Below are 20,702 nucleotides of genomic sequence, written 5' to 3' on the forward strand. Positions count from 1 at the left end.
CCATCGCTCATGATCGATCCGCACCGTTTCTCAATCGGTCCCGCCGACGCAGAGATCGCCATGCTGCAATGGGGCGACAGCGGCAAGCCGCCTGCCCTGCTCGTACACGGCACCGGCTTCGTCGCCGACGTCTGGCACGAGGTCGCGCGCGAGCTCGCATCGACCTACACCGTCTATGCCCTCGACCGACGCGGTCATGGCGCAAGCCACAAACCCGGCGCCTATCACTTCCTTGATTACGCCGACGACATCTGCCGGGTGGTCGATACGCTCGATCTCCGCGACATCTACGGGATCGGCCACAGCGCGGGTGCGACCGATCTCCTTCTCGCGGCGAAACTCCTGCCCGGTCGCTTCGCACGCCTGTTCGTGATGGAGCCGACCGTCATGGACCCGCGCGCGGCGCGCTCCGGAGGATTGAGCGAAGAATCGCTCGCCCGCGTGCAGGGCACGCTACGCCGACGCGCCGAGTTCGACAGTCCCGACGCAGTGTTCGAACGTTACCGCGCAGCACCGGCGTTTGCGGATTGGACCGAAACCTCGCTACGGACGTATGTGCGCCACGGCTTCGCGCCCCTGGATGACGGCCGCGTCCGGCTCTGCTGCACGCCCAAAATCGAAGCCGCGATCTTGCTTCCCATCTACGAGGCGATGGAGCAGGTCTACATTGGGGATGCCCGCGGCAATCCGTTCGCGATGCTCAGCGAGATCGACTGCCCGGTGCGCGTCACGACAGCGGCGAAGTCGGGTCCAATCTACAAGGAGATGGCGCGACGCGCTGTGTCGCTGATCCCGGGTGTGACCACACGGGTTTTCGAGAATGCCGGCCACTGCGTCGCGCAGGAAGTGCCGGAGCACGTGGTGGAAGCCGTGCGCGAGTTTGCCAAATAAGGTTCGGCCGCGGACCGAGGCGGCCTGAGCGAACGTCTCTAAGCCGACCTGCGCACCGCGTTGTCCACCAGCGTCTTGCCGAGCGACCAGATCGCACCGGGGACCTTGTGGCTGCCGGCGATGACGTCGTCGAAGGCGCGCTCGATCCAGGCGCAGTCTTCCTCGGTGATCGTGAGCGGCGGCAAGAGCTTGATGGTGTGGCTGCCGTGGCCGGCGACTTGCGTGAGGATCTTGTGATCCTTGAACAGCGGCACGGTGATGAGCTGGCAGAACAAGCCCTTGTTGGCGGTCTCCAGCACGTTCCAGGAGGCCCGCAGGCGCAGCGACTTCGGGGGGCCGAATTCGATACCGATCATCAAGCCCTTGCCGCGGACTTCCTTGAGCAGCTCGTAGCCTGGCACCATGCGCGTCAGCGCGAGGCGCAGCTCGGCGCCGCGCTTGGCGGCCGCATCGATCAGCTTCTCCGATTCCATGACGTCGAGCGTGGCTATGCCCGCGGCCATCGCGAGGTCGTTCTTGGAGAAGGTGGAGCCGTGCACCACCGCGCGGTCCATCTGGTTGAAGATCTTGTCGAAGATGCTCTTGCGCGTCAGCACGGCGCCGACCGGCACGTGGCCGCCCGACAGCGACTTCGACAGCAGCACCATGTCGGGCTCGACGTTCCAGTGCTCGACCGCGAGGAAGCGGCCGGTGCGGCCCATGCCGGTCTGGATCTCGTCGGCGACGAACAGCGTGCCGTATTTCTTGCAGAGCGCGGCCGCGCCGGGCAGGAAATCGTCAGTGGGCATGTTGACGCCCTTGCCCTGGATCGGCTCGACCACGAAGGCTGCGACCTCGCGCGAGGCCAGCGCCTTTTCCAGCGCCGCCAGGTCGTTGAACGGGATCGCGGTGCAGCCCGGCAGCAGCGGCTCGAAGCCGGTGCGGAAATTGGCATCGCCGGTCAGCGACAGCGCGCCGTAGGTCAGTCCGTGATAGCCGTGCGCGCAATAGACGATGCCGGGACGCCCCGTCGCGCCGCGCGCGAACTTGATCGCGGCCTCGACGCATTCGGCGCCTGAATTGGCGAAGAACGCCTTGTCGAGATAGGGAACGTATTTCAGGAGGCGCTCAGCCAGCACACCTGCGAGCGTCGAGACGTCGAATTGGACGAGGTTGGGCAGGTCGGCATCGAGCACGCTCTTGAGCGCCTCGCGCATGACCGGATGATTGCGCCCGATCGCAAACACGCCGAAGCCGGACAACAGGTCGAGATAGCGCGCGCCCTCACGGTCGTAGAGATACTGCCCATGCCCCTTCTGAAAGCCGACATCGTAGCCGATGGTCTTGAGAACCCGGACGAACTGCTCGTTCAGATACCGGTTATGCAGGGTGCTGCGCTGGGCCTGACGGTCCGCGAATAGCTGAGACATGTCTGGATTTGGGCTGTGCATCCGCTACATACTTCGGTTGAGGGCCGTCTCGTCAACTGAAAACGGACCGTTACTGAAAACGGTCTGTGCGGCCTTTTGCCCTTTTTCGGACCATCTTCGCAAGCACAGCTTTAGACCATGTTGCACTGCCAAGGAACACACATGCGTTTGGCCCTTTACACCGGACTAATACTGGCTGGCGGTTACGCCGGCCTGACGCCCGCGCTGGCCGCGGATCCGACCGGCGACTGGCGGGTCGCCGACGGCGTTGCCAACATTCGCGTCGCCCAATGCTATGGCAGCATGTGGGGCGCGGTTTCCTGGGAAAAACAGCCCGGCGGACGCGACGAGAACAATCCGGACGCCTCGAAAAAGAACAGGCCGACGCTCGGCATGGCAACCCTGATCGACATGAAGAAGAAGCCCGGCGTCGATCAGTGGGAAGGACAGGTCTACAACGCCAAGGACGGCCAGCTCTACAGCGCGACCATCACGCCGGCCGGTCCCGACCAGCTCGAGATCAAGGGCTGCGTCATGGGCTTCCTCTGCGGCGGCGAAACCTGGACCCGGGTCGGCCCGCCGATCCCTTCGAGCCCTGCCAACGCAATGGCCAAGGGCGCAGCGAAATCCAGCGGCACTGCGCCGAAGCCCCAAGGGGGGCAAGCGGGGCAAGGGGCCCAAGCAGCCCAAGCCGGGAGCGGCACCACCACGCCTGCGCCCGCAGCTCCCAAGGCCGCCGGCGCAGCCAAGCCCGGTCAGAAGGGCGCCGCCGACCCGGTCGGCGACATCTGCCTACTCGCTGAGATTGCGGGGTTTGCCCATTAGGGCCGGCTGGAACAGCAGCACGGCGGCGAGCGTCGTCACCAGCGACAGTGCCAGCAGCTTGCCCATGCTGGACGTGCCGGGATGGCTCGACAGCCACAGGCTGCCGAACGCGGTCGCGGTCGTCAGCGCGCTGAAAAAGATCGCGCGCGTCAGGCTGGTCTGGAGCAGGTTCGTCCTGCCCGAGCGCCAGGCCACGACATAATAGATCTTGAAGGCGACGCCGACGCCGAGCAGCAGCGGAAGCGCGACGATGTTGGCGAAGTTGAGCGGCAGGCCGATCAACACGCAGATCTCGAGCGTCACCGCGCCGGCAACCAGCAGCGGCACCAGCGTCATCAGCACGTCGACGAAGCGGCGCAGCGTGATCCACAGCAGCAGCCCGATCACTAGCAGCGCATAGATGCCGGCGTGGATGAACGCCTTCACAACGGTGTCACCGGATTTCAGGATCGAGACCGGACCGCCGATCGCAGTCGGCTCGGCCTGGAGAACCGCCGCCGCGAATTTGCGCAGCGTATCGTTGTCGTTGGGATCGCCCTTGGGCAGCGCCTCGACGCGGATGATGCCGTCCTTGCTCTTCCAGGCGCTGACGAGATCGGGCGGCAGCGAGCTCAGGGTGACGGGACCTGCCTGCATCGCGTTCCTGAGCTGGTCGAACACGATCTTCAATGGCGCGACGAACACGTCCTGCGCCTTGTTGCGCGTGGCCTCGTCGCCGTTGGCGAGCTTCTCGAGCGCGTCGGCAAGACGGCGCGAGGCAACAGCGCCCGGGCCCTTCGCGTCGCCCGCGGTCCGGCGCAGATTGTCGACCGACGATTTCAGCGATTCGACATTCTCCTGGTCTGTCGGTGCCGCATCGATCTGATCGGGGTTGAGCGCGGGATTCAGCACTTTGGCGCCCTGCGCGATGAGCTTCAGCTTCGGCGGCTGGTCCTGCGGCACAAAGCTGTCGAGCGACATCACCCTGAGCACCTCGGGCACCTTCTCCAGCTTCGCCTCGACCTGCCTTGCCTGCTCCTCCGACGTGGTCATCACGTTGATGGCATTGGCACCAGTATTGGGGTCCTTGCGCAGATCGAGGAAGGTGGCGATCGACTCGGCGTGCGGATTGCGCAGGTTCATCGGGTTGAAGTCGAACTTCATGAAGTAGAGCAGCGGCAGGCCGCCGAGCGCGAGCAGCAGCGTGCCGCCGACGATCAGCACGCGGTGCTTCTCGAGGAAGTGGTCGAGCGGCGCCAGGAAGGCGTAGCCGACCGGCTCCGGCTCGCCGGGCGGGTTCAGAAGCTTGAGCAGCGCCGGCAGAACGGTGATCGACGAGATGAACGCCACCAGCATGCCGACGCCGGCGATCTGGCCGAGCTCGGCGATGCCCTTGTAGTCGGTCGGCATGAAGCAGAGGAAGCCCGCGGCCGTCGCCATCGCCGCCAGCGACAGCGGCACCGCCGAGCGCTTGGCTGCCAGCACCAGCGCGCCCGCGAGATCATCGTGCTTGTAGCGCTCCGAGCGATAGCGGACGCTGTACTGGATGCCGAAGTCGACCCCTAAGCCGACGAACAGCACCGCGAACGCGATCGACAGCAGGTTGAACGATCCGACCATCATCAGGCCGGCCGCTGTCGTGATCGCCAGACCGACGAACAGATTGACGAACACCGCGAAGATGATCTTCGACGAATGCAGTGCGAGCCACAGGATGACCAGCACGACGAGAATCGTGCCGACGGCGTTGACGACCGCGCCCTCCTGAACGGTGGCGTATTCCTCATTGGCGATCGGCACCGGACCGGTCAGCCGCACCCGCGCCTGGTATTTGCCAGCAAAATCCAGATCCGCCGCCGCTTTCCGGATCGCGTCGGTCGCATCCTTGCCGGGCTCCAGCGCGTTGTAGTCGAGAATCGGCTTGAACTCGATGAAGGTGCGCTTGTCGGAATCCTTGAGCGGCTCGTCGCTGACGAGTTCGCGCCAGGAGAAGCTGGCGTTGCCCTTGTTGAGCACGGTCTCGACTGTCTGCGCGATCAGGTTGAAGGGCCGCTCGGTGCTGTCGAGCTTGACCTGGCCCCGCTTGACGCCGGCAAGGCCGGTCTCCAGCGCCCCGGTCAGGCCGCGGATCGAGGGATCGCCGGCCATGATCTCGATCAGCGGCGCGGCGGCTTCGAACTGGCCGGTGATCTTGCCGACCTCCTCGGTCGGCAGGAACAACAGGCCGTTCCGCTCGAAGAACGCGCCGCTGCCGAGCTGCTGCATCGAGTGGAAGTTGGTCCTGTCGTCCTTCAGCCTGGCATAGAGCGCGTCTGCCGCGGCGCTCGCCATTTCCGGCGTCCTGGCCTCGACCACAGCGAGGATCATTTCGTTCTGATCGAACGCCTTGTCGAATTGCTGGTCACGCTGCCGCCAGTCCAGATTCTGGGCAATCAGCGAGTTGATATCGGTGTTGATGGCAAAGTGGCGCGCAGCGTAATAGCCCGCCCCCACCGACAGCAGGAGCCCGAGAACGACGACGAGGGAGGCAAACCGGGTGCAGGCCCTGACGATGGCAACGACGACGCTTTGCAGCACTTCTTTTCTTTCTGCGGTTAACAGCTTGCCGGAAACGCCCGCTGTTTATCGGAGTTCCCGGCCGAAACCTATTGCTGTTTTGGGTGGTTCTCGCCGCCAGAAGGTTCGAGGTAAACGGCGGGAGACCGTGGCAAAATCATGCGGGGCGGCCGGTATAGGCAGGGAGTTGAGGCGGGAACGTGACGAAGGACTATGCAGGAATGTCGCGCACGCAGGCACACCGCAATCCCTACTAAAGTACCTCACAGACGCCTCCCTCAGCGGTTCCACCTTCCCCTACCGCCGATTTTTTGACACAAAGTATTGCGCCTCCATGCGCCGGAGCCGTCCACAGGGGTGGGTGGCTACCGCAGGCGCGAACCAATGGTGCGGATATTGCAACTCATTGGTCAGTATCGGAGTGCCGCTTGGGGACTGCAAAGAGCGGATTGGTGCAACTTGCGTGATGGGCGTCCAATGGAAGTTTATCTGGCGCAACCGCGCGGCTTCTGCGCGGGGGTGGTACGAGCAATCGAAATCGTGGAGCGGGCGCTGGAGAAGTACGGCCCGCCCGTCTACGTGCGCCATGAGATCGTGCACAACAAATACGTCGTCGAGAGCCTGAAGGCCAAAGGAGCCATCTTCGTCGAGGAACTCTCCGAGGTACCGCCGAAGGCGGTGACGGTGTTCAGCGCGCATGGCGTCGCCCGCAGCGTCGAGGAAGAGGCCGTCGCGCGCGACCTTCCGGTGCTCAATGCCACCTGCCCGCTGGTCACGAAAGTTCACAATCAGGGGAAGCGCTACATCGGCAAGGGCCGCACCCTGATCCTGATCGGCCACGCCGGCCATCCCGAGGTCGAGGGCACGATGGGCCAGGTCCCGGGGCCGGTGCAGCTTGTCCAGAGCGTTGAAGAGGTTAAGGCGCTGACCCTGCCGGCGGATACGCCAGTGGCCTACATCACCCAGACCACCCTGTCGGTCGACGACACCAAGGACATCATCGCGGCCCTTCAGGCCCGCTTTACAGACATTCAAGGTCCGGATATCCGGGATATCTGCTATGCGACACAGAACCGCCAATCTGCGGTAAGGGACTTGAGCAAGCTGGTCGACGTGATCTTGGTGGTGGGCGCTGCCAACAGCTCGAACTCGAACCGGCTCCGCGAAATCGGCACTGAGGCCGGCGTCGCGAGTTATTTGATTGCCGACGGCAGCGAGCTCAATCCGGAGTGGTTGAAGGATGCCAGGACCGTCGGCGTCACGGCCGGCGCTTCGGCGCCCGAGGTACTCGTGGATGACGTGATCGAAGCGATGCGGCGGATCGGACCGGTAAAGGTCTCGGTGTTGCCGGGCCGCGAGGAAAACATCGAATTCCGGCTTCCGGCCCAACTGGCCGCGAGCTGACCCACCCGAATTGAAAAGCCCAGAAAGAAACCTGTAATGGCTATCCCGTTCTTCAAGGAAATGCGTATCGGCGGCTATTTGCTCAAGCAGAAACTGCTTGGCCGCAAGCGCTATCCGCTCGTGCTGATGCTGGAGCCGCTGTTCCGCTGCAACCTCGCCTGCGTCGGCTGCGGCAAGATCGATTATCCCGATGCGATCCTCAACCGCCGCATGACGGCGCAGGAGTGCTGGGACGCCGCCGACGAGTGCGGCGCGCCGATGGTCGCCATTCCCGGCGGCGAGCCGCTGATCCACAAGGAGATCGGCGAGATCGTGCGCGGCCTCGTCGCGCGCAAGAAGTTCGTCTCGCTCTGCACCAACGCGCTGCTGCTGGAGAAGAAGCTCGATCTGTTCGAGCCCTCGCCCTATCTGTTCTTCTCGGTGCATCTCGACGGCCTGCGCGACCACCACGACAAGGCCGTGTCGCAGAAGGGCGTGTTCGACCGCGCGGTGTCGGCGATCAAGGCGGCCAAGGCGCGCGGCTTCACCGTCAACGTCAACGCCACCATCTTCGACGGCCACCCGGCCGAGGAGATCGCCAAATTCCTCGACCTCACCACCGAGCTCGGCGTCGGCGTCTCGATGTCCCCGGGCTACGCCTATGAGCGCGCGCCGGACCAGGAGCACTTCCTCAACCGCACCAAGACCAAGAAGCTATTCCGCGACGTCTTTGCGATGGGCAAGGGCAAGAAGTGGAATTTCATGCATTCCGGACTGTTCCTGGACTTCCTCGCCGGCAACCAGGAATACGAATGCACCCCGTGGGGCATGCCCGCGCGCAACATCTTCGGTTGGCAGAAGCCCTGCTACCTGCTCGGTGAAGGCTACGCGAAAACCTTCAAGGAGCTGATGGAGACCACCGACTGGGATTCCTACGGCACCGGCAAGTACGAGAAGTGTGCCGACTGCATGGCCCATTGCGGCTACGAGCCCACGGCTGCGACCGCAGCGCTCAACAACCCGCTGAAGGCGATGTGGGTGGCGCTGCGCGGCGTGCGGACGAGCGGCCCGATGGCGCCGGAGATCGATCTCTCCAAGCAGCGCCCGGCGCAATACATCTTCTCCGAGCAGGTCCAGAAGAAGCTGTCGGAGATCCGCAAGGACGAAGCCGCGGCTGCGCAGGCAAAGGCCGCGCAAAAGGCTTCGACGGCGGCGTAAAGCGCAGAGCCCGTAGCCCGGATGGAGCGCAAGCGAAATCCGGGATGGTCTCTCCAAGGCCCCGGATTACGCTTCGCTCCGTCCGGGCTACGAACGTCGAAACAAAAAGGCCCGGACGCCAATGGCGACCGGGCCCTTTCTTTATTCTCAGATCGAAGCCCCCGCTCACGCCGCCTTCGACACCATGACCTCGCTCTCGATGATCTCCGTCCCGATCAGATAGTCCCGGCAACCCCGCAAGCTCCGCAGCGCGCGGTTGAAGTCGATGCCGGTCGAGACCAGGGCATGCAGCGTTGCCGGATTGCGCACGATGCCGCGCAGCACGGCTCCGAGGTCGATCTGGCCGTTCGGCTTGATCGCGGCGCGGGCCAGCGCCGGCAGCGCGCGGTGGGCGGGGTCGCTGATGACGCGGACGGCGGCGAAGGGCAGCCCGGCGTCGGCGGCGTAGGCCGCGGCGATGTGGCTTTCCATGTCGACCGCGGCGGCCCCCGTCTCGGAGTGCAGGGCCGCCTTACAGGAGCGCTTCGTGACCACTTCCTCGGCACCGGCGAGACTACCGCGCACGACGCGGCGGCGGCCGGACGTCAGGCGATCGATCAGATCGTCGCCGAGCGACAGGCCGGCGGCCCAGCGGGTGTCGCCGGAGAGCACCTCGGTCGCCAGCACGACGTCGCCGGAGCGCAAGCTCGGGTCGAGCCCGCCGGCCACGCCGAACGAAATCACACCGCGAATCGTCTCAGGATCCACCACCGTCAGAAGCGCCCGCAACTGGGTCGGGCTGCTGGATGAACAGATGACCGCCATTCCGGGCCCGGCCGCGATGCGGGCCTCCTGAACCAATCCGGTCACGATCAGTATCGGCCGCGGGTCGATGGCCTGACCCGCGGTAACATAGTCCCCCGTCCCCAAAGTCACATTCCGACCCCTACCACCCTGCTGTTGGTGTTCCGCAAGTTCCGATACCGCGCCAACGCCCACAGCGGAAAGAACTTTGGGTAACCATGATAACGTAGATAGAACACGCGGGGGAAGCCTGTGGCGGTGTACCGCTGCTCGTCCCACAGTCCTTTTCTGTCTTGTGTTGCAATCAGGTACTCCACCCCGCGGGCAACGGCCGGGTGATCAACCTCGCCTGCCGCCATCAGGGCAAGCAAGGCCCATGCCGTTTGCGAGGCGGTCGAGGGGGCGGCCTCCCAGCCCTTGTAGTCGAGCCGGTAGCTGACGGCGTCCTCGCCCCAGCCGCCGTCGTCGTTCTGGATCGAGGTCAGCCAGGCCGCCGCCTTGCGGATCATGGGGTCCTTGTGGTCGACGCCGGCCATGTTGAGGGCGCACAGCACCGACCAGGTTCCATAGATGAAGTTCATACCCCAGCGGCCGTACCAGGACCCCTCCGGGTGCTGGGTCTTCCGCAAATAGGCGACCCCGGCGGCCACCTGCTTGCTGGTCTTGGCGGTCTCACCGAGCTGGGCCAGCATCGAGATGCATCGCGCCGTGACGTCCTCAGTCGGCGGATCGAGCAGCGCGCCATGGTCCGAGAACGGGATGTTGTTGAGGTAATATTCGAGGTTGTTGACGTCGAAGGCGGCCCAGCCACCGTCGTCGCTCTGCATGCCCTCGATCCACTCCCGGCCGCGGGCGATCGCGTCGTCATAGCCGGCCGCACCGTGCTCCCGGCGCATGCGGTCCATCGACATCACCACGACGGCGGTGTCGTCGAGATCGGGGTAATGGGCATTGTTGTACTGGAAGGCCCAGCCGCCGGGGCGCACGTCGGGCCGCTTCACCGCCCAGTCGCCCTTCACCTCGAGCTCCTGCCTCGGAATCAGCCAGTCGAGGCCCTGCTTGGCGGCCGGCACCGCCTTGTCACCGCCGGCCTCCAGCAGCGCATGCGCGGTGAGCGTCGTGTCCCACACCGGAGAGACGCAGGGCTGGCAATAAGCTTCGTCGTCCTTGATGACGAGCAACTTGTCGATGCCCCGGCGCGTGATCGCGCGTGGCGGGAAGTTCTCGTCCTTGCCGAGGGCGTCGTACATCATGACGATGTTGGCCATGGGCGGGTAGATCGCGCCCATGCCGTCCTCGCCGTTGAGCCGTTCCTCGGTGAAGGCGAGCGCGGCGTCGATCGCGCGCTTGCGCAGACTCTTCGGAAACAGCGGCTCGATCACGCGCAGGATCGCATCGAGCGAACGAAACAACAGAAACCAGGCCATGCTCTGATGCGGCGCCTTGGCGGTCATGCCGATCGAGCGCGGATCCTGCAGGAACAATTCGTCGATGCCGACGCCCTTCGGATTCCTCGCGCGCGGCTTCAGCGCGGCGATCACCATCAGCGGCACCATCGTGGTGCGCGCCCAGTAGGAGATCTTGTTGAGGTGGAACGGCGACCAGAACGGCAGCAATACGATCTCGATCGGCAGCACCGGCACCGCGCGCCAGGTCACGACACCGAAGGTCGCGAGAAGGAAGCGGGTGAAGACGTTGCTGTTGATCGCGCCGCCGCGGGCATGGATTGCCTCGCGCGCCCGCACCATATGCGGCGCGTCGATGGAGTCGCCGATCATCTTCAGCGCGAAGTACGCCTTCACGCTGGCGCTCATGTCGAACTCGCCGTCATGCACCAGCGGCCAGCCGCCATGGGTACCCTGGATGCGGCGCAGATAGTTGCCGATCTTGGCCTCGAGCACGGTGTCGACGGGCTCGGCGAGATAATGGCGCAGCAGAACGTATTCGGCCGGAATCGTGCAGTCGGCCTCGAGCTCGAACACCCAATGGCCGTCGGCTTGCTGGAAGCCGAGGAGGCCCTGGGTCGCCGACGCAATGCTCGATTCCAAAGCTTCGCGGCTGGTCGCGGTCACGGAATCCATGTCGCTCGATTGCTCCGATAGTCGGTTGAAAGTTGACCGGGACATTTGCCCGTCGGGCCGCCTTTCAGGATCCTTTGGCGGCCAGAACCAGATCGGCGGCGCGGTCACCCGACCGGACCGATCCCTCGATGGTTGCTGGCAATCCCGTAGCAGTCCAGTCGCCGGCGAGGAACAGGTTTTTCAGCGCAGTGACCGGCCCGGGACGCAGGGCGTTCTGGGCCGGCGTCGCCGCAAATGTGGCGCGGCGCTCGCGCACGATCTGCCAAGGAGGCAGCTCACCGGAGACACCGCCCGCCCCGCAGACCTCGTTCCAGATCGTCTGCGCCAGTTCCTCGCGCGGCATGTCGACCAGGCGGTCGCCATTGCTGATGGTCACCGAGAGCCGGTTCGGGAACGCGAACAGCCATTCCACCACGCCGCCGATCACGCCGAGGATGGGCGCCGAGCCCGGCGGCGGCTCAAAGCGAAAATGCGCGTTCACAATGGCGCGGAATTCGGTCGGCGTCTTCAGCCCCGGCAGCAGGTTGGCTGCCGCGCGCGGCGGCACCGCCATCACGACGACATCGCCCGCGCCGAGCTGGATCAAATCCTCGCTGCCGAAATTCAGTGCGGTCACCTTGCCGTCCGTGCTGACGAACGAGCGCAGCTCATGGCCGAGCTGAACGGTGTGGCCACGCTCTTGCAGAAACTTCACGGCGGGCTCGATCAGAACCGCGCTGAGACCATCGCGCGCAATCAGCGGACGGCAGGCCTGCCCGCCCGCAAGCAGCGTCTCCCGCACGATCGCGCCGGCGAGCCCGGCCGAGCCCTCGGGCGGATCGACGTTGAGAGCTGCCAGCAGCAGCGGCTGCACCAGGCGCTGATAGAGGATGCCCTCGGTCGGAATCGACTTGCCGACCAGCGTCTCCTCCGACGCCCAGATCAGCGGCGCCAGCTTGAGATAATCGGAAAGGCCGGTGTCGGGCACGCGGCGGCTTTCGTCGAGCACCCAGGTCGGCCACCGGCCATCGCCGAGATCGATCTGCCAGCGCTGCCCGGTCTTGACATCGACAAACGGAAATTGCGCCCGCTCGGGGCCGACCAGGCCCGCCTCGGTGCCGATCGCGCGCGCATAGGCGCGCGCATGGCTGTTGCCCGACAGCAGCAGATGATTGCCGTTGTCGATGGTGAGATTGGTGGCGCCGTCGAAATAGGACCGGCAGCGGCCGCCGGCCTGGTGCGTCGCCTCGTGCACGGCGACCTTGAAGCCGGCATTGGCGAGCCGCACGGCGGCGGAGAGGCCGGAAATTCCAGCGCCGATGATGTGAGCTGTGTTTTGCATCAGATGAAAGCGTAACGGAGCAGGATCAGGATGCGCGTGATCTTCGACACACGCACCGGCTCGCGCGGCGCGGAGAAGCCGCGCGCGATCAGGAGGTCCAGAATGGAATGGTAGTATTTTGACATGATCCGCGGCGCGCGCACGGCGCGGCGCCTGTTGCGGTTCATGATCTCGTCCGACTTCTCGAAGTGCACCTTGGCGCGCTGCGCCAGCGGCATGCAGACCTTCGGCAGCGCGCGCTCGGCGATCACGCGGTTCGGATCATCAGAGGTGATGCCGGCATGCAGCAGCGCCTCGCGCGGCAGATAGAGCCGGCCAAGGCCGGCGTCCTCGTCGATGTCGCGCAGGATGTTGGTGAGCTGCAGCGCGCGGCCGAGGTGGTGCGCGAGCAGGATGCCGTCTTCCTCGGGCATGCCGAACACGCGCACCGACAGCCGCCCCACGGCGCTGGCGACACGGTCGCAATACAGATCCAGCGTCGCCATGTCGGGCGCACGGATGTCCTGCGGCACGTCCATCTCCATGCCGTCGACGATGGCGAGGAAATCCTCGCGCTTGAGCCCGAAGGTCTTCACCGAGACGACATAGTCCTTCAGCCGCGGCGGCGGATGGCCCTGATAGAGCGCGTCGATATCGTTGCGCCATTCCTGAAGTGCGGCGAGCCGCTCGTCGCGCGGGCCGTCGGAATCGGCGATGTCGTCGACCTGGCGGCAGAAGCTGTAGATCTGAAACATCGCTTCGCGCTGATCACGCGGCAGGATGCGCATCGCGGCATAGAACGAGCTGCCGGATGCGGTCGAGCCGTAATTGGCGCCGGGCGTGGTCGCCTCAAGCGTCATGGGCAGTCCCCGGTCTGGAAATGGCCTTGCGACGGATCGCACGGCGGCCAACTTCGCCGATGATCCCGGCGAGGCTGAAGGCGAGCAGCTCGAATTTGTTCAGATGCACGCGCTCCCGCAAGGGATCGCGTACCTTGAGCAAGCGCACGATGCGGTCGGCATAGGCCTGGATGACGGAGACGTCGACGCCGAGACGGAAATCCCGGATCTCGGCTGCGAGCGACCTGCCCTCTCCGAGCAGCGCCTCGTTGCGTGCGGCGAGGGACTGCAGGCAGGCCAGCATCGCCGGCGGCGACTGCGCGAGACCGAGCTGCTCGACGGTGGCGCCGTGTGCTGCCAGCGCATCGCGCGGCAGATAGACGCGGTTGAGCTCGCGATAATCCTTGCCGCAATCCTGCAGGTGATTGTTGATCTGAAGGCCCGCGCAGAGCGCGTCCGAGGCGGCCCATGTCGAGGTGCTCTCGCCGTGAACGTCGAGCATGAAGCGGCCGACCGGCATCGCCGAGTAGCGGCAATAATGGATGACCTCGTCCCAGGTCTCATAGCGCAGCTTGGTCACGTCCATGCGGAAGGCGATCAGCACGTCGAGCGCATGACGTGGCGCCATGCCGCGCTCGGCCAGCGCGCGGCGCAAGCTGACGGCCTCAGGCTGGGTGTCACCCTTGCCGAGCAGTTCCGCCTCGAGCAGATCGAGATAAGCGAGCTTCTGGTCGGGGGGGAGCGTGGCGTGATCGGCGATGTCGTCCGCGGTGCGGACGAAATTGTAATAGGCCAGGATCAGGGCGCGATGACGCGGATGAATGATCCAGGACGCGACGGGAAAATTCTCGTCGCGGTCACCCTTGCCGGATCGCAATTCGCTCGCAGAGGTCATCGAGGGCTGGTTTACAATCGTTTGGACAGGAAGGGCTTTTTCGCTCGGGCGGGCTCACGCCGGCGACGCCGCCGCGGCCCCCATATAGGGGAATACGGCCGCAAAACCAATCCTGTCCGTCGATGGCTGCCCCTTCGAATTGGGCCCGGAAAAGCGGCCGAGGGCCGCCTTTCTAGGCCAATGGCCGAGTTTATTGATTGTGGTTCTTCAGCACCTGGTCGCAGGCCTGCGAGATCTTGGCCCGGTTCTCCTTGAGGCAGGCCAGGATGGTGAAATCGCCCTGGTCGATGACCGGGCGGCAGAACTTCTGCACATCGCGGGTGCAGGCCTTCTGCTCGGCGTCCGTGCCACGCCCTTGTTGGGCGAACGCTGCCGTCGAAAGGGAGGCCGACAGCAGGGTGAGAGCGACGAGAAGATTGCGCATTGTATTCCTTCATTCTGACGGCAGAATCGCACCGATCCCGGACTGCGCAGGGCGGATGGCCGGAACGGATTGGTTCTGATGGCAAGTCGCCGCTTGTAGCGGCCTCAGGGAAGGCACAAGCACTGGCAAATGCGGCCAAATTGGCGCCGCCCCCGCCGAATCAGGTCTTCCCCGCGCCTTCATTGACAGATGTAAGGGATTGATACTACATCATAATTCGGGAGCATTGCGTTTTAATGCAGACCTGTTGCCGCGCTGCATCTCTTCGCCCGTCCTCGGCTGCCGGAAACATGACGAAGCGCGGCAAATCGCGGCCCCTGGAAGCACGGCGCGGCCGCGTGAACCGCCGTCTCTGGCCGCCGGGCTTTGAACCTGCGACTTGCTCGGAGCACTAAACTTTCGATGTGGCGAGACGTTCTCGATCGAAGCGAACGTCGTTCCAAAGCGGGATATTCGAGATGACATTCTTTTGGCGATCTGGACTGGCAATCAGGGCGGCCGGCATCGGGGTGGCGCTGCTCTTCTCGGCATCGGCAAGCCACGCACAGTCGTCCGGACCGTTTGCCGGCTTCGACGGCGCCTGGACCGGAACCGGCACGGTGTCGCTGTCCGACGGCTCCACCGAGCGCATTCGCTGCAAAGCGGACTATAAGGTCGCCGGCAGCGGCCTCAACTTGAAGCAGGCGCTGAGCTGCGCCTCCGACAGCTACAAGTTCAACCTCACCAGCGACGTGACGAGCCAGGGCGACCGCATCTCCGGCAACTGGAGCGAGTCCAGCCGCAACATCTTCGGCAATCTCCAGGGCACCGCCGGCGGCGGCCAGATCGAGGTCTTCGTCGAGGCCAACGGCTTTGCCGCCAACCTGTCGCTGCGCACCAACGGCACCAAGCAGACGGTGCAGATCTCGTCCAAGGGCGAGATCCGTGGCGTCAACATCACGATGACGAAGGGCTGAAGGCCTTTCGCACGCAATGAGGAACATGCCCCCGGTTCTCGCGAGCCGGGGGCTTTTTGCTGACACGAACTGACCGGCTGGATTTGCTGAGATGGACCCGATCCGCAGACATCTGCTGAAGGCCGCCGGGCTCTTCGTGGCCAGCCGCGCCTTCGCCAGCGATCAGCAGGGAGCGAACATGCAGCCTTCGTCCGTGAAGCCGCGTCACGTACTCTGCTTCCTCGGCAAGAATGAAAGCCTGCTGCATCCGCCCAAGGCGGTGGCGAAGACGATCGCCGATTTCGGCTTCGAGATCGACCGCACCTATTCGCAAGCCAAACCCGATCCGCACATGGAGCGCTCTTTCGGTGTGTGCTGGGACCGCGTCTTTCCGAAAGCGTGGTCCGAGGCGGACGAAATGGCCGTACTCAATCACAAAGCGGTCCTCTACGTGCTGAGCCCGCCGATGGAGCAGCACAAGACGGTCGCCTATTCAGCTGCCGCCTTGCGAATTGTCGAGGAGATGATCGAGGCCGGCGCCACGGCCGTGAAAGGAGAAAGCGCGGGCGTTGCCCACGGCCTGGCGCGATGGCGGCAACTGGCCCGCGAGTGCAAGGCCGCCGCAAACACGAACCAGGGCCTTACCGTCACGCCAGCGATGGGCCGATCCTGTCGCCTCGCCTTCGCCAAGCGTCCGCTTGCCGGCGACACCTACAACGAAAGCGTCGGCTTCCACCTCGTCGGACTGCCGGAAATCTATGTCGCGCGATCGCGCGGCAGCGACCGGAACGCAGCGAATCTGATGGACGAAATCGCGGACGCAATGGCCGAGCGCGGCATCGAGGCAACGCTGCGCGACCGCAAGCTCGCGCTGTCGCGGGAGCAGGACTACGCCGAGGGCGACTTCAAGTTCAATCCCTATGGAATCGTCCGCGTCGAGGCGTGAGCCGAACCGCGCCGGATCAGTCCTTTCGCGCGATGCATTCGCAGCGGCATCGGAAATAGACCGCGTCCGGATCGCGTTCCCAGGCCTTCCAGCCGGCAAGCGCGGCCCGGATCTCATCGTCTGTCGCGAGCCGCCTGGCCACGAGTTGCGGTCCGAGCCCCAGCAGGCTCCGCTGCGCATCGGCAACGGCCTCGCTGCGGCTCTGCGCATCGGCACTGTGGTTGACGTAGCTCGCACCGGCCCAGACCGGCGCGAAGCCGTGGGCTCGGAGGATGGAGCCCTGCCGGCGCCCGAAGCGAAGCGCCTCCGGATCGTCGTGCTGGTACCAGCGTTGCCAAAGATCGAGCGCGAGCCGCACGCCGTCGATTTCAGGGTGAAGAACGTTGCCGCCGACGTCGGCATCGCGCGTTGCGACGAGGCCGCCCGGCTTCAGCACACGTCGCGCTTCGGCCAGCGTTCGCGCCAATATCTCTCGGCTCTGATGGTAGAGCACCGCGTGAAAGAACACGGCATCGAACGTTCCATCGTCGAACGGCAGCGCCGTCATGTCGGCTCCGACAAAGGCCAGATTGGTCGAGCCCGCCGCCGACACGAGCCGATTGGCGGCGGTAATGGCCGTCGGCTCGATATCGAGGCCGACGGCCCTTTCGACGTGCCCCGCCAGCGCTGCCGTAATGGTGCCGGGCCCGCAGCCGGCGTCGAGCAGGGTCATACCCGATGTCAGGAACGGGACGAAAAAGGCGGCTGAATCGCCGCCTCGCTTCTGCTGAAACGCCACGATCGCGCCGTCGTGCTGCATGATTCGTCCCCGACCGGAACTCCGGCGCAGTCATTCAGACTGCGCCGATTCCATGTCCGGTGGATGAAGCCCCTCAGATCGCCTGCTTGTCCGCGCCATGCAGCTTGGCGTGCAGATTGATCAGCCACATCGCCGTCGGCCGGAGGATGAAGAGATCAGCGACCAATGCCATCACCATCGAGAAGGCGCTGAGCCAGCCGAACAGACGCAGCGATGGCAGGTCGGAGAACACGGTGACGACGAGGCCGCAGGCGAGCACCACCGTGGTCAGGATCAGCGCAGGTCCCACCAGCACGGTGGCCCGCTCCACCGCGAGCGCCGAGCCGACACCCGGCTTGTTCTCCAGCCGCAGGCGGTTGAGGAAGTGGATGGTAGCGGAAAGGCCGAGGCCGAACGAGACCGTGAGCGCAACGACGCTGGCGAATTGCAGCCCCTCGCCCATCGCCCACAGCACCGTGCCCGACATCACCACCGGGAAGATGCCCGGCAGGATGCAGGCGAGTGTCACCACCCAGGAGCGGAAGGCGAGGCCGATGAAGATCGCGACCAGCGCGAATTCGATCGTGAGGCCGTGGTTCAGCTTCTCGATCATGTTGGCCGAGTTACGCGCGGCGATAGCGGCGAGACCCGTCACGGCGATCTCATAGCCCGGATGCTTCTTGCGGACGGCGTCGAGCTCCGAATCGAGCTTGTCGACGATCGGCAGGAGCTGGCTGGAATCCTTGTCCGGCACGCGGCCGGCCACCACGACAGCGTCCTGCTCGGCGTCGATGAAGCGGCGCACCAGGTGCTCGGGGATGACGCTGACATATTCCTTCAGCGTCGCGACGTCGGCACTGCCGGCCTTCTCCGCCAGCCAGCGGCGCAGCGTCTCCAGCGACCACACGTTGCCGACCCCTGCGGATTTCTCGACTGTCGCGTGCACCTCGGCGATGGTCTGGAGCGTCTGCGGCGAATAAAGCGATTCACCCTTCGGGAACGCGATCAGCACGTTGACGGGATTGGCGCCGGTCAGCTTGGCGTCTAACCGGTCGCTGGCGGCAACCGCCTGGCGCTTGTCCGGCACCTGGTCGGCGAGCCGGTAGCGCGGCTCCAGATTGGCATAGATGACGCCGAGGCCGCCGACGAACAGCACCGCCAGCAGGCTGAACAGGCCGGGCCGGCCGACCATGCGCACCGCAATCCAGTAGCAGAAATTGCGCAGCGCCTGTACGCCGGCATCAGCGCCCTGGAACTTGACTGCAAAGACCTTCTCGTTGCGCACGAACAGCACGCCGAAGACAGGCACCAGCGACAGCACCGCGACCAGCGCGATGATGGTGGCGGCAAGGCCCGCCTCGCCGAACTTGCGGATCAGATCGGAGTCGGAGAATTGCAGCGCGATGAAGGAGATGCCGGCGGTGCCATGCGTCAGCACGCAGGCCGGGCCCACCACCAGCACCGCGTTCTTGAACGCGGTGAACTTGTCCTGGCCCGCGATCAGCCTATCGCGCGCGGCGAAGGTCAGCTGCATCGAGTCGGAGAAGCTGATCACCATGATGAGCGGCGTCATCACGTTCAGGAACATGTTGAGGTTGAAATTGGCCCAGCCGAGCGCGCCTAGCGCCAGCAGGATAGCGATCATCGGCGGGAATGCCGCCGCGATCATGAAGGAGATCTTGCGGAAGAAGATGATGGCGATGATGCAGCCGGCGAGGATGCCGAGGATGTTGTAGGTCAGCCCGTCGCGCTCAACCGCGTTGCGGATCTCGAGCTGCATCACCGGGACGCCGGAGAGCTGCACGTTGAGGCCGGTGTCCCCGAGCGTCTCCTTCATCAGCGCACGGATGTCGGCGACGGTCTTGGTCAACTTGTTGGAAGCGACCACCTCCGGATCGAGCGACAGCACGACCAGCGCCAATGTGCCGTCCTCCGACAGCAGCTTGCCGCGGATGATCTCGTTGTTCTTGACGGTCTCGATGAACTTGTCATAGGCCGCGCCCTCCGGTAGCTCGGGCGGGAACAGGGCCGCCGGCAGCTTGCCGGGGGCCGGCGCCTGGCGCGCCGAGAACAGCGAGACCAGCCCGCGCGTGCCTTCGACCAGCTGCAGGTCGGTGACGAAGTCGCGCAGCTTCTCGAGGTTGCTGCGTTCCAGGAGGGTCTTGCCCTCGACCACGACGAGGACGTCGAACTCCTCCGCCGGGAATTTCTTGGTGACCTCTTCGTACTGGCGGAACTCGCGGGTGTCGGAGCGGAACAGCTGCGACAGCGAATCGTCGATCTTGATCCGGTAGATGCCAAACACCGCGCCGACGATCAGCGCGAGCAGGATGATGCAGGAGACGATCGGGGCCCGAACGGCGATCAGCCCGAGACGCTCCAGCCCGAAGGCGATGGAGGACGTAGATCCCTGCTCGACCTTGTCGACATGAACCTCACTCTCGCTGTGCTTTTCGAGCATGCCTTGTCCAGTTCCTAAATCGGCTCGGGCTGTGAGCTTATCGCGCCGCGCGACCGGCTTGAAAACGCCATACCAATGGGAGGCTTGCCCTTTGAAAATGCGCGGAAAATCGCCGGCAGCGGTTTAGCAGGTCAACAGGTCTTTTCGCAAGCAGGCCAAGCCCGGCCGAATCGATCGAAAAGCGGCGATCCGGGCCTGGAATGACCGTCATCCCGGCGAGGATGTGCCAATCTGGCGCGGCGCGCGGTCCGCACTCTCGTCCTTCAGCGCCACGCCGGTGATCTCCCGGGCCAGCCCCTCGCGGACCAGCCAGGCGATCTTGAACGCCGCTTCCTCGTGGCTCAACCCGGCGTGGTGGATGTTGGAGACGCAATTGCGCTCGGCATCGGTGCGGCCGGGCCTCGGCGCAAAGGTCAGATAGGCGCCGAGGCTGTCGGGCGCGGACAGGCCGGGCCGCTCGCCGATCAGCATCACGACCATGCGTGCACCGAGAATAGCGCCGATCTCGTCGCCGAGCGCGACGCGCGCGCCCGATGCGACGACGACACGGCGAACCGCGACAGCATCCCCCTGCGCAAGCGATTGCAACAGGCGCCTTACCACGATCGCCGCATGGCTATGGACCGCCGCCGCGGACAGGCCGTCTCCGATCACGACCGCGAGCTGGCACGGCGCCGAGATGCTTCGTGCCAGACGCTGAGCCGAGCCGGGGTCGAGCTGTCGTCCCAGATCCGGCCGCCGCAGATAGTCGCCGCGATCGACCGCCCGGCTCCTGACCTCGGTCACCGCAACACCGAGTGCGTCGAGATCGGCGATGAGACGCGGCGTGTCGAAGGCCGCATGCACAGCATCGCGCGCGCGGGCATGGTCCAGCGTGAAATCGAGCAACGCTCTCGTCGGCAGGCTCGCGCCGCTGCGCCCCAGCGCGACGCGCGCAGGCGTAAACGAGCGCAAATCGAGGGTCGGACGGCGCGGCAGGGCCGGGTCAGACATGTGGCA

General features: G+C 65.0%; 17 protein-coding genes. 6 read left to right on the forward strand and 11 right to left on the reverse strand.

What is annotated here, in order from left to right; all coding sequences use genetic code 11:
- The first annotated feature begins 9 nt into the window (after positions 1–9).
- Entirely contained in the window at positions 10–891 is an 882-nt protein-coding gene (locus I6F20_RS18340) for an alpha/beta fold hydrolase (protein ID WP_036023102.1), read from the forward strand.
- A 38-nt stretch (positions 892–929) separates the two neighbouring features.
- Here the strand turns inward: I6F20_RS18340 and hpnO are convergent, their stop codons facing one another.
- Complete coding sequence (hpnO, locus tag I6F20_RS18345; RefSeq protein ID WP_225127270.1) at positions 930–2,321, reverse strand: aminobacteriohopanetriol synthase HpnO; 1,392 nt, start codon at positions 2,319–2,321, stop codon at positions 930–932.
- Between the two features lie 141 nt (positions 2,322–2,462).
- Between hpnO and I6F20_RS18350 the strand changes: the two genes are divergently transcribed.
- Positions 2,463–3,125 carry a DUF2147 domain-containing protein gene (locus I6F20_RS18350; protein ID WP_036006080.1) on the forward strand — a complete coding sequence of 221 codons (663 nt, stop codon included), beginning with the start codon at positions 2,463–2,465 and terminating at the stop codon, positions 3,123–3,125.
- Here I6F20_RS18350 and hpnN read toward each other — a convergent pair.
- A complete protein-coding gene (gene hpnN / locus I6F20_RS18355) occupies positions 3,093–5,681 on the reverse strand; it encodes a hopanoid transporter HpnN (RefSeq protein WP_109144425.1) in 2,589 nt (862 codons plus the stop codon). The two genes, I6F20_RS18350 and hpnN, sit on opposite strands and share 33 nt — an antisense overlap.
- 456 nt (positions 5,682–6,137) lie before the next feature.
- Between hpnN and ispH the strand changes: the two genes are divergently transcribed.
- Together ispH and hpnH are read left to right on the forward strand one after the other, a co-directional pair.
- A complete protein-coding gene (gene ispH / locus I6F20_RS18360) occupies positions 6,138–7,064 on the forward strand; it encodes a 4-hydroxy-3-methylbut-2-enyl diphosphate reductase (RefSeq protein ID WP_036006084.1) in 927 nt (308 codons plus the stop codon).
- Between the two features lie 36 nt (positions 7,065–7,100).
- Positions 7,101–8,261 carry an adenosyl-hopene transferase HpnH gene (gene hpnH, locus I6F20_RS18365; protein ID WP_036006086.1) on the forward strand — a complete coding sequence of 387 codons (1,161 nt, stop codon included), beginning with the start codon at positions 7,101–7,103 and terminating at the stop codon, positions 8,259–8,261.
- Between the two features lie 165 nt (positions 8,262–8,426).
- Here hpnH and I6F20_RS18370 read toward each other — a convergent pair whose 3' ends face one another.
- The 6 genes from I6F20_RS18370 to I6F20_RS18395 form a co-directional block, all read right to left on the reverse strand.
- On the reverse strand, positions 8,427–9,176 hold the full coding sequence (locus I6F20_RS18370) for a phosphorylase (protein ID WP_225127271.1): 750 nt from the start codon (positions 9,174–9,176) through the stop codon (positions 8,427–8,429).
- Positions 9,173–11,125, reverse strand: coding sequence for a squalene--hopene cyclase (gene shc, locus I6F20_RS18375; protein ID WP_225127272.1), 1,953 nt, complete (start codon positions 11,123–11,125; stop codon positions 9,173–9,175). Before shc ends, I6F20_RS18370 begins: the two co-directional genes overlap by 4 nt.
- A gap of 64 nt (positions 11,126–11,189) precedes the next feature.
- Positions 11,190–12,446, reverse strand: a complete 1,257-nt coding sequence (gene hpnE, locus I6F20_RS18380) for a hydroxysqualene dehydroxylase HpnE (RefSeq protein ID WP_225127273.1) — start codon at positions 12,444–12,446, stop codon at positions 11,190–11,192.
- A complete protein-coding gene (gene hpnD, locus I6F20_RS18385) occupies positions 12,446–13,285 on the reverse strand; it encodes a presqualene diphosphate synthase HpnD (protein ID WP_225127274.1) in 840 nt (279 codons plus the stop codon). Before hpnD ends, hpnE begins: the two co-directional genes overlap by 1 nt.
- Positions 13,275–14,159 carry a squalene synthase HpnC gene (gene hpnC, locus I6F20_RS18390; RefSeq protein ID WP_036023092.1) on the reverse strand — a complete coding sequence of 295 codons (885 nt, stop codon included), beginning with the start codon at positions 14,157–14,159 and terminating at the stop codon, positions 13,275–13,277. Before hpnC ends, hpnD begins: the two co-directional genes overlap by 11 nt.
- Before the next feature lie 190 nt (positions 14,160–14,349).
- Positions 14,350–14,583 carry a hypothetical protein gene (locus I6F20_RS18395; protein ID WP_025035011.1) on the reverse strand — a complete coding sequence of 78 codons (234 nt, stop codon included), beginning with the start codon at positions 14,581–14,583 and terminating at the stop codon, positions 14,350–14,352.
- A gap of 458 nt (positions 14,584–15,041) precedes the next feature.
- Between I6F20_RS18395 and I6F20_RS18400 the strand changes: the two genes are divergently transcribed.
- Both I6F20_RS18400 and I6F20_RS18405 read left to right on the forward strand, forming a co-directional pair.
- Positions 15,042–15,539, forward strand: a complete 498-nt coding sequence (locus I6F20_RS18400; RefSeq protein WP_036006098.1) for a hypothetical protein — start codon at positions 15,042–15,044, stop codon at positions 15,537–15,539.
- Positions 15,540–15,630: 91 nt separating this feature from the next.
- On the forward strand, positions 15,631–16,464 hold the full coding sequence (locus I6F20_RS18405; protein ID WP_225127275.1) for a hypothetical protein: 834 nt from the start codon (positions 15,631–15,633) through the stop codon (positions 16,462–16,464).
- A 16-nt stretch (positions 16,465–16,480) separates the two neighbouring features.
- Here I6F20_RS18405 and I6F20_RS18410 read toward each other — a convergent pair whose 3' ends face one another.
- From I6F20_RS18410 to eutC, 3 genes are all read right to left on the reverse strand, one after another.
- The gene (locus I6F20_RS18410; RefSeq protein WP_225127276.1) at positions 16,481–17,263 is read right to left on the reverse strand and encodes a class I SAM-dependent methyltransferase; all 783 of its coding nucleotides are present in this window, start codon (positions 17,261–17,263) and stop codon (positions 16,481–16,483) included.
- Between the two features lie 73 nt (positions 17,264–17,336).
- Positions 17,337–19,703 carry an efflux RND transporter permease subunit gene (locus tag I6F20_RS18415; RefSeq protein WP_225127277.1) on the reverse strand — a complete coding sequence of 789 codons (2,367 nt, stop codon included), beginning with the start codon at positions 19,701–19,703 and terminating at the stop codon, positions 17,337–17,339.
- Positions 19,704–19,910: 207 nt separating this feature from the next.
- Positions 19,911–20,696, reverse strand: coding sequence for an ethanolamine ammonia-lyase subunit EutC (gene eutC, locus I6F20_RS18420; protein WP_225127278.1), 786 nt, complete (start codon positions 20,694–20,696; stop codon positions 19,911–19,913).
- Positions 20,697–20,702 lie beyond the last annotated feature (6 nt).

Origin of the sequence: Bradyrhizobium sp. IC3123 (genome assembly GCF_020193625.1) — a bacterium.
Classification (GTDB): Bacteria; Pseudomonadota; Alphaproteobacteria; order Rhizobiales; family Xanthobacteraceae; genus Bradyrhizobium; species Bradyrhizobium yuanmingense.

Coding starts and splice junctions, on each gene's coding strand:
- I6F20_RS18340 (WP_036023102.1), top strand. CDS start 10: ATGATCGATCCGCACCGTTTCTCAATCGGTCCCGCCGACGCAGAGATC.
- hpnO (WP_225127270.1), bottom strand. CDS start 2,321: ATGCACAGCCCAAATCCAGACATGTCTCAGCTATTCGCGGACCGTCAG.
- I6F20_RS18350 (WP_036006080.1), top strand. CDS start 2,463: ATGCGTTTGGCCCTTTACACCGGACTAATACTGGCTGGCGGTTACGCC.
- ispH (WP_036006084.1), top strand. CDS start 6,138: ATGGAAGTTTATCTGGCGCAACCGCGCGGCTTCTGCGCGGGGGTGGTA.
- hpnH (WP_036006086.1), top strand. CDS start 7,101: ATGGCTATCCCGTTCTTCAAGGAAATGCGTATCGGCGGCTATTTGCTC.
- shc (WP_225127272.1), bottom strand. CDS start 11,125: ATGGATTCCGTGACCGCGACCAGCCGCGAAGCTTTGGAATCGAGCATT.
- hpnE (WP_225127273.1), bottom strand. CDS start 12,446: ATGCAAAACACAGCTCACATCATCGGCGCTGGAATTTCCGGCCTCTCC.
- hpnD (WP_225127274.1), bottom strand. CDS start 13,285: ATGACGCTTGAGGCGACCACGCCCGGCGCCAATTACGGCTCGACCGCA.
- hpnC (WP_036023092.1), bottom strand. CDS start 14,159: ATGACCTCTGCGAGCGAATTGCGATCCGGCAAGGGTGACCGCGACGAG.
- I6F20_RS18395 (WP_025035011.1), bottom strand. CDS start 14,583: ATGCGCAATCTTCTCGTCGCTCTCACCCTGCTGTCGGCCTCCCTTTCG.
- I6F20_RS18400 (WP_036006098.1), top strand. CDS start 15,042: ATGACATTCTTTTGGCGATCTGGACTGGCAATCAGGGCGGCCGGCATC.
- I6F20_RS18405 (WP_225127275.1), top strand. CDS start 15,631: ATGGACCCGATCCGCAGACATCTGCTGAAGGCCGCCGGGCTCTTCGTG.
- I6F20_RS18410 (WP_225127276.1), bottom strand. CDS start 17,263: ATGCAGCACGACGGCGCGATCGTGGCGTTTCAGCAGAAGCGAGGCGGC.
- I6F20_RS18415 (WP_225127277.1), bottom strand. CDS start 19,703: ATGCTCGAAAAGCACAGCGAGAGTGAGGTTCATGTCGACAAGGTCGAG.
- eutC (WP_225127278.1), bottom strand. CDS start 20,696: ATGTCTGACCCGGCCCTGCCGCGCCGTCCGACCCTCGATTTGCGCTCG.